Origin of the sequence: Pseudomonas sp. Z1-12 (genome assembly GCF_051132015.1) — a bacterium.
Taxonomy (GTDB): domain Bacteria; phylum Pseudomonadota; class Gammaproteobacteria; order Pseudomonadales; family Pseudomonadaceae; genus Aquipseudomonas; species Aquipseudomonas zanjanensis.
This window is the reverse complement of the sequence record NZ_CP071647.1, coordinates 3,917,289-3,930,876: the sequence shown is the minus strand read 5'-3', so window position 1 is coordinate 3,930,876 and position 13,588 is coordinate 3,917,289. Positions and strand designations below refer to the sequence as shown.

The following is a 13,588-nucleotide window of genomic DNA, read 5'->3' as shown; positions in this document are numbered from 1 at the left end:
CTCAATATGCTCCTTTTTTCATGATCGAGTCTTTTATCGGCGCAGAGTCGCGCCAGCCTAGGTCTCCACGGTATAGCGCTTGCTGGCTACGTTGGGCAACGGGTCGGACCACAATTTCGTCGATATTTACATGCACTGGCATTTCGGCGATAGAGACGACCACAGAGGCCACATCTTCTGCGGTCAAAGGCCGGTCGACGTCTTGATAGATCGACTCGGCACGTCCAGCGTCGCCTCGCAGGCGATTCAGGGAAAATTCGGGCGTGTGGACCATGCCTGGCAATACCTCGGTGATGCGTACCGGCACTCCCTTCATTTCTAGGCGCAACGACTGTGTCAGGGCCCGTTGCGCACTCTTGGCCGCGCAATAACCGCCGCCCCCTTCATACCCGCCCAGCGCTGCGGTTGACGTAATATTGATCACTGCCCCCTGAGCTTCGATCAGCCGTGGCAGCAACAGTTGAGTCATGCGAAGAGTGCCGAGCACATTGCTGTTAAACATGTCCACCCAGTCCTGAGTCGCACCATCTGCCACATTGTCCAATCCCAGAGCACCTCCAGCGCAGTTCACCAGCAGGTCACAAGTCAGCACTTGGTCAAAATCTTCAGCCTGCGCCCGGCTGACATCCAGCACAATGGCCTGGCCATGAATCTGGTCTGCGAGTGCTGCCAAGCGCTCCCCACGCCTAGCGACCAAGACCACCTGCCAACCGCGCGCTGCTAAGGCTCGGGCGCAGGCCTCACCGATACCGCTGCTGGCCCCTGTCACGACTGCTGTCTTCAAGATTGAACGCTCCATGTGTCGGATAATTGCTGAAAGATCTTTTCGACATCACGCACCAATGCGTGACGATCAAAACTGCGAAGACGCAGGCGGGTTCTCGCGCCCTCATAGACACCACTGGCGTTACGCTCCACGTCCTGCGGTTGAGACCAGTACAGCGTACCCAAATCGTCCTGTGGGGTGCTGCCTCGACGACCAATGATCCAAGCCCCTCGCTCTCCATGCAACGGTCGCCCCCCTCTGCTGCGGTTGCGGGCGTGCTCGCGGTGCTGGCTGGACGCTTCGGTTTGTAGCTCCCATGCGATACCCACCAAGTCAATGTCACGCACTTCTCGCCAGAGAAAGGGAATTTCTGCTCCGCCGACCCGCGCGCCGATCTCGAGGAAATACAATTCGTCGCCATCGTCAAACAGTTCAAGATGAAAGACGATGTTACGTTGCGCTGCGAACGCCGCCAATAACTCGGCAACCCGGCTCGCTATGCGAAGTTCATCCGCGCCTGCCTCCAGTTCTATACTGCCCAGTGGGCTGTCCGGTCCAAAGTCAGCGCAACTGTTCACATAACGCGATGCAGTCAGCACCACGACTTGCTGTCCGTCCCACCAGCCATCCACATGGAGTATCGGTGCTGCGCAAAACACCTGAACCATCATAGGCTCCAGGTGTGGCTCCTGCAGCAGCGCCAAGTCCGACGCCTTGCGCAAGATCCTGACGCCTCGGCTGGCGGTACCTAAGCGTGGTTTGAGGACCAGCGGGTAACCATGCTCGGCCAGCAACCGACTTACTGCTTCCGAGTCATCCGCCGCCACTGCTGGCAAAGCAAAGATCGCCGATTGCCGCCGAGACACATTGAGCATCGTAAGCTTGTCGCGAAAGCGCTCAACCCAGGCAATGGAGTCACCGGGAATGGCCCAGCGCTCGCGAATAGCGGCGGCACTCAGCAAATCACCCTCATTCAGTGCTACAACCCTTTGAGGTACGCCATGAAGTTGGATGATCCTCTCTACCTCGGCCATGACAGCTGCACTGTCGTCGAGTGAATGCAGCGTCGAACTTGATGCCAGCCGCTGCGCGGGGAGGGAGCCAAGTGATTCGGGCGTGCAAATCGCCCGGATTGCCGTTCCTGCCGGAAGCGCGTACTCGTCGTAAAGCGCCTGGCGCCCTACCCAGCGGTGCAGGCAGAGCACGTAGCTCATGCTTTAGGCTCCACGATAAAGTGCACCGCCTCGACCAGTTCGTCCCCGACGCGTACCGCGTCTTCGCGCGAAGAGCCGGTAGCCAGTACATAGCCTGAAACACAGTCAGCAACAGTGTCCAGTGGTGGAATTATGTCGCCTTCGTGTTTCTGGATAACCACTGCCCGCTCGGCGCCACCAAGTTCGAAGAGGAATGGTAGGAACACTAGCGGCGTCTCGCCAGGGCGTGTGTGGCGGACATCGACATCAGGCTTTAGGTCGAGCTCAACCTTGCGCACCTTGCCTGGGGTAGGCACAAAGAATTGGATTGCAGCACCAGCCTTCGGCTTCGGCGACTCCAACGGCAACTCGTCGATGCCGAGCGGAACAGTCAGGAACATTCGGTTGAGATCTAGACCAAAGGCACGGCGAACCAGTTCGGGGGCACCGGAACCGGCAAGGCGCGCGTGAGACTCTAGTACCCGTGGGCCTTTGGCAGTCAAGACGAATTCGCTGTGCGAAGGTCCTTCTTCCAACTCCACCGCGTCGAGCAGGCGGCAGGTCATTTCTTTGAGCTCCGGGAGCCATCTCTCAGCATCGGTACTGGGAGTGCTAACCTCCCATTCAACATACTTATCGTTCATACGGTACTGAGAGTACCCGATTGGCAGGTGACGACGTTTGAAGGAGAAAGAGTCGACACTTACTACCGGACCATCCAAGTACTCTTCGACGATCATGTGGCGCACCTCGGCATCCTTGAGTGCCTGCCAAGCCTTACTGGCGGATGTAGCATCGTCGCAAGGATGAATATGTAAGCTTGCAACGCCTTCAGCAGGCTTGAGCACCGCGCGGCCATGCTCCGAGACGAAGTCGATAACATCCTGGGCACAGGTGACATGGCGGTAAGCAACCGGGCTTAGGTCATGCTCGGCAAGCAGCTTGCGCATGGCCACTTTGTCCTTTAGTAGATGCGCAGTTTTGTACGAAACACCAATAAGCTTGAAGTGGTCGACCACCTTCCCAGTCGATTCGCCCGCCACCTCGGTGGTGGTGATGATGCGATCAAACGGACGTTCACGGTGAAGTGGCTCAAGCACCTTTATGATCGCCTCGGCATCGTCAATACGCGCATGCACTACCTTCTCGCAATGGGCTAGGATTTCCTGTTCATAGTCCCCTTCCTGATGCACCAATACCACATCGATCCCTAGCTCCTTCGCGCCGTGGATAGGTGCAGGACGACCGCCAACAACTGCAATACGCTTATTCATGAGAACTTCCTATTTATGATGAGGTGCTAATGACGAATCAGCTGCCGTAGACCCGGCGTAGCCAGCGCGCTTGGCCGTCGGGCAGAGGTTTGAATGCTTTGCGCCGATGCAGCACGCGGGTGTTTTTGAAAATAAAGAAATCACCTGGCTGGAGTATCAGTTCTATGCCTTGCACTCCTCTCAGCACTTGGCGTAGTAGGGCTAGCGCGGCCTGGGCGTCTGGCCCGATGGCGCTGACGATGTTGTCGTCGAAACGCAGTCGGTATCCATCGCCTCCCTGCTCGAGTATAGGGATCACCCGTTGCTCGCCGTCGTGGCCTTCATTAGACGCCGGTGCATCGAAGGCGAAGGCCGGCTGGCTCAGGCGCTTGATCGCCCAAGCTGGCAACTGAGACAGCACATGGTCGACACAGACGATGTCGGTGGAAGCTTGCTCCTGATTGCGCACGGCAATAAATGCCAGGTAATTTGGTACACTCAGGGCGACATCGTTGGCTTGCTCCTCGAAAGGCCAGTTGGGATTGTCGGTGTGCCATGAGAACTCCAAATCTGAGCCCCAGGAACTCTTAGTGCCCGCGGCATGCCGCACAGGCACCACGTTTCGAACAAGCTTCCCATGGTTCTCGTACTGGACGGCATGTGAACGCACTCCCAGCAGGTTGAGCATGCCGAAATGAAGCAAGTCGAAATCCAGAACGCACTGGGAGTCCGGCAGGAACCCATTGCTGGGTGACCGCACCTCGGTGGAAAGTCCGATGCCACGCAACAGTAATGCTTTGTAACTGCTGGCTGCGAAATCGCCGATCGAACGGATTAGCTTCTCGCCGAGCAACGAACTCAGCCAATGCGCGCCCACCGCTCCAACGCTATCGGCACGGTGGGGCATTCTCGCAAGACGCTCGCGGCAGGCCACCAGCCCGGACAGGTCGACATCGTCAACAGTAAGTACCTGAACCACGGACGCTTGATGCACATCCAGCGCCATAAGACTCATGACTGCCGCTTCAGGTAGGAAACGGCCTTTGGATCCGGGCGATGGGCAAAACGAGCGCTACGCCGGATAAGCACGCCGAGCGGCAAAATCAGATAAAGCAGAACGTAATTCATGATGTACCCTCCCTAGTAAATGAATTGCTCAGTCCAGCGGTACGGTCTCGCGCCAGTCCACCGCTTCCTCGAACTGTGGTTGCTCTGATTTTTCGAGATAAAAATCGCCGATCGCTAGTACGTCCATGTTGGTCCGCATAAAGCAGCGATAGGCCTCGAACGGAGTATTAACGATAGGTTCGCCACGTACGTTGAATGACGTATTCACCAGCACCGAACACCCGGTGCGCTGTTCAAAGCGCTCAAGTAGCATGCGGAAACGCGGATTACGCTGGCGATCCACAGTCTGGACGCGCGCCGAAAAGTCAACATGAGTGATCGCCGGCAGGCTACTGCGCACCACATTAAGCAGATCGATGCCATTGAGTTGTTTCTGTTGCGCAGGAACGGCTCTGCGGATCGCTTGCGCTACCGGTGAAACCACTAACATGTATGGGCTCTCTTCGACGATATCGAAGTATTCCGCCGCATCCTCCTCCAACACTACTGGAGCAAAAGGGCGGAACGACTCACGGAATTTGATACGTAGATTCATCGTCGACTGAGTATCTGAACGCCGCGGGTCTCCAAGAATGGAGCGGTTGCCAAGTGATCGCGGACCGAACTCCATACGTCCTTGGAACCAGCCCACCACGCCGCCTTCTTCCATGCTGATGATGACCCTGTGGTCGAACTCTTCCTGGTTCAGTTGGTGATAAACAGCACCGCACTGATCCAGCTCGGCACGGATCTGCTCGGCGCTGTATTCAGGGCCAAGCAACGAGCCGCTCATACCATCGACTGCCTCGGGCAGTTCTCGGCTGCTAACTTGGCGGCGCCGACGATCAGTAAGCAACGCCGCCCCCAATGAGCCACCAGCGTCACCGGCAGCTGGCTGGATCCAAAGACGTTCGAAGGTGCGCTCACGTGAGACCACACCATTGGCCACACAGTTGAGAGCAACGCCTCCAGCCATGCATAGGTTTTGCTCGCCGGTCAACTCGCGGGCGGTCTTCGCCAAGCGTGAGACAACCAGTTCGGTTACTTTCTGCACTGAGGCGGCGAGGTCGAATTCGCGCTCGGTCAACGGCGCCTCCGACTCGCGTCGCGGACCGCCAAATAGCCGTTCAAAAGCCTCGCCGGTCATCACCTCGCCCCCGATGAATTCGAATTTTTTCCAATCCAGGCGGAAGCTGCCGTCGTTTTTAACATCGATCAGCTCGGCGAGAATACGCTCGGCGTAGACCGGTTTTCCATATGGCGCCAAGCCCATGAGCTTGTACTCCCCGGAGTCCACCTTGAAGCCACAGAAGTAGGTGAACGCGGAATAAAGCAGGCCGAGCGAATGCGGGAAGGATAATTCTGCAACCTTCTCCAACCCCCCGGCCTTACCATGCCAGAGGGTGGTGGTGGCCCACTCGCCTACGCTGTCGATGCATAGGATCGCAGCGCGCTCGAAAGGGCTGGGGAAGAAAGCCGAAGCAGCATGAGATTCGTGATGGCCATGCACCTCAATATGTCTGTCTTTACGGTCGCCCATTTCCCTGAGGTGGCGGAGCACCTCTCGGTCCATGCGGCGTTTGGTTGAGAGCCAATCACCAAGAACAGGAGCATACGTATGCGCTGCTGACAAGCCAGCTACTGCCGCAGTGGCCAGGACCCGTCGGAATTTTAGTGACGGATCCTCGTAGTACGCCACATGATCGATTTGATCCAAGCGCAGGTTCGTTTTGGTCAGCAGATATTCAATCGCCTGACGCGGGAAACCAGGGTCGTGACGGATACGGCTGAAGCGTTCTTCTTGAGCCGCGGCAATGATCCTGCCATCAATCACTAGCGTGGCGGCGCTGTCATGGTAAAAAGCAGAAATTCCGAGCGTGCAGGTCATAGCAGCGACCTCATTCTTTCCTTGAGTTTGTCCAATATGGTTTCCTCCCTGGGTGGATTGAGCGCAACGAATCCGGTACGGATTCGTACCCATAGTTCGTCACGATCTTTTGTACAAAATGCGCTTAGGTAGGCATCAATGCTTGCTGCAGCCCAGGCGGTGTGCCCGGTAGAGATGTTATCGATGGCGTTATGCAGATCGACAAACAGAGTTGGATACCCATAGGCGACCAGCGCCTTGTGGGTACGACGGTAGCCCCCGCCCACTCCGGAAAGCTCCATCGCTAAATTGAGCCCAAGGATTTCCGGGCAGAAGGTCTGCGGATAACGGCCAATTGACAGCCAAAACACCGGTAAATCGAAGTTTTCTTCGAAAAAGCATTTGGAAGCAGCATAGCCGGGGGCAGCCGTGGTCGGCAGTTCGCCATGCACCGCCCGCAGCAACTGGCGATAAATTACCGGGTGGTTCTGCGCTTCCATGCCATTGCCTAGCTCGTCATACAAAGTCTCGAACAGGCGGCTACCGAAGCTCGAGGACGCCAGTGACGGGTGGGCGAAGCCTGCGAGCCACGCACCATCAATCATGGTCAATGGAGCCAGACTGATGATATCTGCGGCCACTTCCTCTCGGCTGGGTAGCTCCTCGGCCTGCTCCAAAGTCTGGTTCGACAGGACATGCTGACGCTGTAACCATGTCCGCAACATTCCTGGGGCCCATTGTTCAGGTAGCGTGCAGCGGCCGTTGGCCACGCCACGTGCGGCGTTGCTCAGCCAACGCTTAACATAGCTGAGGGCGTGGTTTTCCTCGGCCGGGGTCAGCTCCACATGTAGCAGCCGGGGATAAGCTTGGCGCGGCGTAAGGTTGGTTTTTAAGTTTGGTACTGCTACGGGTTCTGAGGCTGCCTCCATGAGCAGACCGTCATCGGTCCATAGCGTGCGAGCAGGATACGGACTTGGTTGGTCAGAATAGGGCAAGCCGGCGATCCAGCGCTCAAGGATGGCAATGTCGTCACGGCTGAAGATCCGGAACATTTTGCTCCGTGGCGACACCAGAGTAGTCAGTAGCGGGCTACGCTCGGGACTTCCTGCGCGTACGTACGAGCTATTCGCCAAGTGATCGAGAAACGCCAACGAATCATCTGCCTCCAGCAGCGGTTTCATCGGCACCTTGTTCAGTCGGGTCTTCTCGTGGTACTGACATGCATCCGGGCGTCGCCGTGTGATTAGGTCGCGAGCAGCCTCCCTCGGATCAAGCCACCTTTCGAGCACCGCGAGCATCGCCGTACTCGCCGTCTCAGTCTGCCAGCGAGCCCACTGATACCCCTGACGCACTCCCTCCATGACCGACGGATCTTCTTGTTCAAGGTACTCAAGCACTGCGGTTTCGGCCAGCTCAGCCAAGTCCTGCGTCGAGTTTGCAGGGTCGTTTCGCAAATCGAGAAAGCGGGCTAGAGAGGGCTGCTCATCGACAATAATGGCGAACATCGGTATCAGCTCACAGTGGCGCAGGTAGAGATTGATACCTAGAATTTGTGGCAAAAACGACTCTGGGAAATGGCCGAGCACAACGAGCATCGACGCAAAGTTGAATGCTCCTTCGCAGATGCTGGAGTCATCGCCTATGCGTTGCGGATCTTCACCGGCATCGGACGGCGCGAACTCTCGCAGCAGCTCACGGTAGCGGTGTATCCGGCTTGCCTCTGGCAGCCCGCTGCCGACGTCTGCCGCATGAATTCGCAAAATATTCATGGCGTAGGGCGCTTCGTTGTTCCAGCTAGCACAGACGGAATGAATCAGGTGCTGACTACCCACCAGCAGCGGTGCGGCTTCGCGCACTGCCTTGGCCCGCAGAACATCAATGCAACCCTCACCATTAGAGACACGCTGGCGCAGCCTGTGCCAGCCCTTTGCTATAGCTTGCAGTCTCTGTGATGCAACCTGCGCCAAGCCAGCGAGCGCTTGAGGAGAGGCAAAGTCGACTCCGCCTGCTTGCTGCGCCGCAGGAACTGCATCAAGGCATGTTCGCAGGCGCGCAGGCGAAAACATACGCCTGGCCTGTTCTCCCGTCTCGGCGCCGAGCAGGCTGGAAAATAATTGCCTATGACTGTTCATCAGTGCATCGGATAGATAGAGGAGTTGTTCTTCTTTTTAGACTTCTTCTTGCGTTTAAAAAGAGACCCAATGGCTTTGCGAATGCGCTTTAACATGCTCTGTTTCCTCAAGCTTTATTGAAGGTGACGATGAATGGCCTGTGCTACCACATCATTTCCAAGGTCGGTAAAGTGGGCTCGATCCACAAAGAACCACTCATCGCCCGGACGTGCCCTTAGATCATGCACCAAGTTACCAAATGGGATTTTTAGTGAATGGCATCCAGTTGCAAGGTTGTCAGCGTACTGTTCCGCTACGGAGGCATCAGAAATATCTCCGTACAAATGTTGCCATGTTCCAAGCCTTGAAATACGATCAAGTTCGTCGAATAGAATCTGCTCTTCGGCACAAGGGTTACGCACCCAAGTTGCCAAAGGCTGCATAACAAAAGATAGCTCCGCGCCTAAAGACTTCGCCAAATACTTCCATGTAGTCAGGCACCGCAGGGTTTCCTGCGTAGCTAGCGCCAAAGTCTGTTCCACCGGGGGAACCGCTGTGGTTTCATTAGGCCACTTCGGAAGTTTCGTTGGAGGCAATTCTGCGCCATGCTCTTCAGCGATGTCGTCAAATTTTTCGTAGTACTCACCACAAAAATAGAAAGGAGGTAAATCTCCTCGAATGAATTCTGGTAGTCGCGACATTACAAGAGTATTGAATCCGCCCATTACTACAATCCGGTGAATTTTCGGCAGGCGATGCATGTGTAGCATGAATAGCATCAACTCTTGTGTGGCATTGAAGCAGTGGCCCGCGAAATTCAACCAAGGAATTTCATCCGGATCATGCGCCGCCAGCCGGCTCACGACCGTGGTGGCATCGCTAGAAGCCCCATAGCCGAGTGCGGGTGAGGCACCAACTAAAATATTAATAGGACCTCCAGCAAAAGCCTCGAGATTGCCAGCGCTAAGTGCGCGACCATCACGATCATGGGCTAAACGAAAGCCAAGCTTATCTGTATTGATTGTGGGAGATTCATAGTTGGCAGCATTGAAGCTCATCACATAGGGCAAATACTGGGAACGACCGCGATTGGCGAAACTATCGTAATCAAGCATTTGCGGGGTCATCTTGACGCGTTCAAGATCTGGATTGTCAAGTGCTATCGGTTTGCGAATCTTAAACATGTTGGATCACTCCAATGACCATAAGTCCATGCGAGTTAATTTTTAGCTTTTTATGGGCGAGCGGGTTCCATGAAGCTATTAACTTATTTAGGTGGCGAGTGTTATTGCCAATGCAAATGCGTTGCGACAGAAATTGAATTCAGTCGGATTCACATGCAAAGTTAGACATCAACTGCTTGTACTATGTAGGTATGGATGATTGTAATGGCGAAAGGTGCTGGTTAATCCGAGGGGTGGATTCAGCACTATATGAGGAGGGGGGTTTCGTAGATCGCTGTCGTGAACAAGCATGCATAAACAATATCCTTTTTGTTAGTTTCGGATCCGACCGAAATGCTACGCAGCATTGCGTTGAGTATAGGTCGCGTTTAAGCCGTGTCAACACCTTAAACGAGAAATTTTGCCTGTTAAACGAAGATTTCATGTTTAGGGGACGACCCTAGGCGTATTGACGCTCATGGCAGAGCGATTGAGTCGCTACTTCTCAAACTGCTAACACATCTGTCAATATTTTTTATTAAATTCAAAGGGCTAGAGAGTGTCTATAGCGTAATCAGCTCAGTGAAATGCCCCCAGATGTCTATCGGTCATATCAATTCGCCACTCCAACATTGAGCTCAGAAACCATGGTACCTGGCGAGACTAGGTGCTGCACTTTGATACCTTTTGGTAAGCGATTACAGGGGGCCATCATTGGGTGAGATAAATGCATCCGCATCCACCTCGTAGAGGACCTCATGATTAATTGCGCATTCCACGCCATCCGGCCACCCAACCCACCAACATCCGGCCACCTATTCCACGGTCATCCGGCCGGGCAGTCGGAGCGCAGCGACGCAGGCTTGCATTGTTAGTCTGAAGCCCCTGCCGTCGTCAATTTCGTTGCGCGCCTGCGCATCGATTCGCCCTTCAGTTCGATCCGATAAGCGTTATGCACCAGCCGATCGAGGATCGCATCGCCCAGGGTCGGATCGCCGATCAGCGCATGCCATTTATCCACCGGCATTTGGCTGGTCACCAGCGTCGAGCGGTTGCCGTAGCGGTCGTCCAGCAGTTCGAGCATGTCGCGCCGTTGCGCAGCGGTAAACGGCGCCAGGCCCCTGTCGTCCAGGATCAGCAAGTCGGTTTTGGCATAACCGGCCATCAGTTTGGCGAAGCGCCCGTCGCCGTGGGCCAAGCCCAGCTCTTCCATCAAGCGCGGCAGGCGCAGATAGCGCACGCTGTAACCGTCGCGGCAGGCCTTATGAGCCAGCGCGCAGGCGAGCCCGTCGGCCCACCGATGATCAGGTTCAGGCCATCGCGCGGCCACTGGCCGCTATCGAGGGAGGAAAGCAAATTTGAGCACAGCCAAGGCTTGGCAATACGATGGGTATGCGTAGATGCCCATCGCACAAGCGTGCCGTCGCACAGAATGTTCAAGCCTTAGCTGTGTGCCGGGATATCAACTTCACGCCCGTTATGCAGTACGACCACCGAGCACTTCAGCCACCCAGTCGGCGATGTACTGGCCGGCGTTGATACTGTTATCGAAGCTCGAATGCTGTACGCCACCCTCGCGCTCGGTGAAGACTTTCAGTTCGCGTTTTGGGCTGTTGACCAATTGTTCGTAAGTGCGGTGTGCCCACTTCAATGGAATCTGCGAATCCTTTTCACCGTGGGTGACCAGGAAGGGAACCTTGATGCGATCCAGGATGCCGTCCAGATGCACATTTTCGGCGATGGCCATGAATTCGTCGGTGTCCTTGGCGCCCCATACCCATGAGACGTGCGGCCAGTAATGCGGGACCGGGAAGCTGCCTTCCTTTTCCAAGCGGCGTTTCTGCACGTCGCGCCAGTCATGATTGGCCCCCCAGACGACACCGCAAGCGAAGCGCGGCTCGAAGGCCACGGCGCGCGGGCAGTAATAACCTCCGAGTGATACGCCTTCCAACCCAATGCGTTTGGCGTCGACATCGTCGCGGATTTCCAACCAATCCACCACGCGACTGGCCCAATGTTCGCTGTCAAAACGCGCAGTCAGGTTATGTAGCCGGAGCGCTTCGCCTGTCCCGGGTTGGTCGATGATCAGCGACGACACGCCACGTTTGGCCAGCCAGGCGGGCAGGCCAACGCGGTATTTCATTTCTTTGGTGGAGTCGAGTCCATTGACCTGCACCAGGATCGGCGCGGGGCCGCTGACACCTTCGGCACGGACCAACAGACCGGAAATATGTTTGCCTTCGTAAGGGATTTCCACGCGCTCGCAGTTTTCTCGTGCCAGGTCGATACCGCGTTGGAACGTGTGCAGAAAGCGCTGGTACAGCTCCGTCCGGCCAGTGGCACCGTGGGCCTGTAGGCGTTCGCAGCTCAGGTAGTAGGTCGCGGCGCGGTTGTATTTTTCACCGGCTGACAGCATTCGCCCCTTGCCTTCGTCTTCTTCAGCCAGGCCGCACAGCTTGTCGGCCATGTTCGCCCAGGTCTCACGAAAAGCCTTGCTGCCGGCGGCGTCCGGTTGCTTGGCGGCTTCCTGCAGCGGCGCGCACATTTCTTCGATTTCGCCGATGCGGGCGCCCATTTCAATGGCCAGGTCGACGGAAAGATTCCACACGTAGTTGGTCGGGAAGTAGCGAAACATGATTGTTATTGTCCTTGTGCAGGCAAAGGCGGGCGGCCAGGGCCGGAGCGGGGATCATCGCCAGACCTGACGGTTCGAAGCAGGCTAAGGGCAGGCCCTTTGTTTGGCCAATCGCGAGTCGGGATGGGAGGTATTGCGAACGGAGATAGAGCCGTGTGCACCGTTGGTCCAAGGGGGGCTACGCACCGCTCAAGCCGCAAATCCGGATACCTGCCATCGTGCTTTGCGATGGCTCATAACGCAGGATGTGATTGGTGTCGTTGAGGTCCGACTCACTAGAGTTGGCGCTGAACCGCGCCGTCGGTTGGCGTTTGGGGACACACAACAACAAGAATAAGGTATCGGCAGATGAGTGAGTCCAGATCCGGCACAGCGATCAGCCTGTGCGCCAAGGGCAGGCTGTTTTTCCACGACCGTGCGAGGGACTGGACATGCTCATATTGAATCGCGTTCTCGGAAACCTGTCGGTGGGGGCCAAGCTATTGCTGGGCTTTGGCTTGGTGCTGCTGGTTACTTTGGGAGTAGCGCTCACGGCTTTTCGTTCCCTGGGTGTGCTGCAGCAACGTGGGGAGCAGTCGCGTCAGGCGTCAGCGGTTCAGGCCCTGATCCTGCGTGCGCGTATCGACGAGAAAGCGTTCGCTTTGGATCTGGCCCCGCAGCGCCTGGAGCAAGTCCGCGAGACGATTGGAAAACTGAATCAGCAACTCGATGATCACCCGATCAACAGCGCAACGCACACCACGGTTCGCACAGCCATCAGCGCTTACCTGGAGCAGTTTCTCGGCTATGCCGATTCGTTGCGTCGGGCTCGCGAAACGCGCCTGCGCATGCAGGCACGGGCGCAGACGGCTGGCGACAGTTTTACCCTGCTGTTTCTCGACCAACTGGATGCGCTTAATGCTCGGTTAGGGCAGGGGACGCCGCCGAGCAGCGATCAGATGGTGTTGCTTGAGCAGACGACCGCGTTGCGGGATAAGCTCGCCAAGCTGCGTGACAGCGAGCTGTACTACTCGCTCGATGGCGAGGAGCGTTACCGCAGCGACTGGGAAATGAGCATGAGTGACCTGCTGGCCGCCATGCAGGCGCTCGATCTTGACGAGCAGCAAGGTGCGTCGCTGCAGGAGGCGAACACTGCCTTGGGCGACTACCGCAAAGCCTTCCTCGAGTTCGTCGACAGCCGTGAGCAAAGTGCGCAAAGCAGTGCGGCGATGAGTGCGCAAACCGAGCAGGTCAGCCAGCTGCTGGCCCAGGCCGATGAGCAGCAAAGGCAGGCGGTCCTGGACGATAATCGCGATGCCGATCGCCAATTGGGTTTGATCACCGTTCTGGCGCTCGCCTTGGGCATTGGCGCTAGTCTGCTGATCCGTCACTTGATTGTGCAGCCGTTGCGCCAGGCTGTGCAGTTGGTCCAACGCGTGGCGGCGGGGGACCTGAGTGATCCGCCGGCAGGCAGTGGTCGTCGTGATGAGTTGGGTCAACTGTTGGGCACCGTG

At 56.6% G+C, this 13,588-nt stretch carries 8 protein-coding genes and 2 pseudogenes; 1 reads left to right on the top strand and 9 read right to left on the bottom strand.

All coding sequences use genetic code 11. From position 1 onward, the window contains the following. Window position 1: 1 nt before the first annotated feature. The 9 genes and pseudogenes from J3P85_RS16515 to J3P85_RS16475 all read right to left on the bottom strand — a co-directional run bounded on the left by J3P85_RS16515 (window position 2) and on the right by J3P85_RS16475 (window position 12,095). A complete protein-coding gene (locus J3P85_RS16515) occupies window positions 2-784 on the bottom strand; it encodes an SDR family NAD(P)-dependent oxidoreductase (protein WP_434702466.1) in 783 nt (260 codons plus the stop codon). After that, a complete protein-coding gene (locus J3P85_RS16510) occupies window positions 781-1,980 on the bottom strand; it encodes an ATP-grasp domain-containing protein (RefSeq protein ID WP_434702465.1) in 1,200 nt (399 codons plus the stop codon). The genes J3P85_RS16515 and J3P85_RS16510 overlap by 4 nt, the downstream gene beginning before the upstream one ends. Beyond that, a complete protein-coding gene (locus tag J3P85_RS16505; RefSeq protein WP_434702464.1) occupies window positions 1,977-3,233 on the bottom strand; it encodes an ATP-grasp domain-containing protein in 1,257 nt (418 codons plus the stop codon). Before J3P85_RS16505 ends, J3P85_RS16510 begins: the two co-directional genes overlap by 4 nt. A 37-nt stretch (window positions 3,234-3,270) precedes the next feature. Beyond that, window positions 3,271-4,227, bottom strand: a complete 957-nt coding sequence (locus tag J3P85_RS16500) for a TauD/TfdA family dioxygenase (RefSeq protein ID WP_434702463.1) — start codon at window positions 4,225-4,227, stop codon at window positions 3,271-3,273. Window positions 4,228-4,368: 141 nt separating this feature from the next. Beyond that, on the bottom strand, window positions 4,369-6,207 hold the full coding sequence (locus tag J3P85_RS16495; protein WP_434702462.1) for a carbamoyltransferase family protein: 1,839 nt from the start codon (window positions 6,205-6,207) through the stop codon (window positions 4,369-4,371). Beyond that, complete coding sequence (locus J3P85_RS16490) at window positions 6,204-8,318, bottom strand: iron-containing redox enzyme family protein (RefSeq protein WP_434702461.1); 2,115 nt, start codon at window positions 8,316-8,318, stop codon at window positions 6,204-6,206. The genes J3P85_RS16495 and J3P85_RS16490 overlap by 4 nt, the downstream gene beginning before the upstream one ends. 113 nt (window positions 8,319-8,431) lie before the next feature. Beyond that, window positions 8,432-9,481, bottom strand: coding sequence for a hypothetical protein (locus tag J3P85_RS16485; protein ID WP_434702460.1), 1,050 nt, complete (start codon window positions 9,479-9,481; stop codon window positions 8,432-8,434). Between the two features lie 850 nt (window positions 9,482-10,331). Then, window positions 10,332-10,807, bottom strand: a pseudogene (locus tag J3P85_RS16480) (ATP-binding protein); the annotation flags it as partial. 130 nt (window positions 10,808-10,937) lie between these two features. Beyond that, entirely contained in the window at window positions 10,938-12,095 is a 1,158-nt protein-coding gene (locus J3P85_RS16475; RefSeq protein WP_434702459.1) for an alpha/beta hydrolase family protein, read from the bottom strand. Between the two features lie 431 nt (window positions 12,096-12,526). Here J3P85_RS16475 and J3P85_RS16470 point away from each other — a divergent pair. Continuing rightward, a pseudogene (locus tag J3P85_RS16470) lies at window positions 12,527-13,552 on the top strand (methyl-accepting chemotaxis protein); the annotation flags it as partial. Window positions 13,553-13,588: the final 36 nt, after the last annotated feature.

Bases quoted from the DNA above. Each gene is read 5' to 3' on its own strand.
- J3P85_RS16495 (WP_434702462.1), bottom strand. From the start codon at position 6,207: ATGACCTGCACGCTCGGAATTTCTGCTTTTTACCATGACAGCGCCGCC.
- J3P85_RS16490 (WP_434702461.1), bottom strand. From the start codon at position 8,318: ATGAACAGTCATAGGCAATTATTTTCCAGCCTGCTCGGCGCCGAGACG.
- J3P85_RS16500 (WP_434702463.1), bottom strand. From the start codon at position 4,227: ATGAGTCTTATGGCGCTGGATGTGCATCAAGCGTCCGTGGTTCAGGTA.
- J3P85_RS16505 (WP_434702464.1), bottom strand. From the start codon at position 3,233: ATGAATAAGCGTATTGCAGTTGTTGGCGGTCGTCCTGCACCTATCCAC.
- J3P85_RS16485 (WP_434702460.1), bottom strand. From the start codon at position 9,481: ATGTTTAAGATTCGCAAACCGATAGCACTTGACAATCCAGATCTTGAA.
- J3P85_RS16475 (WP_434702459.1), bottom strand. From the start codon at position 12,095: ATGTTTCGCTACTTCCCGACCAACTACGTGTGGAATCTTTCCGTCGAC.
- J3P85_RS16510 (WP_434702465.1), bottom strand. From the start codon at position 1,980: ATGAGCTACGTGCTCTGCCTGCACCGCTGGGTAGGGCGCCAGGCGCTT.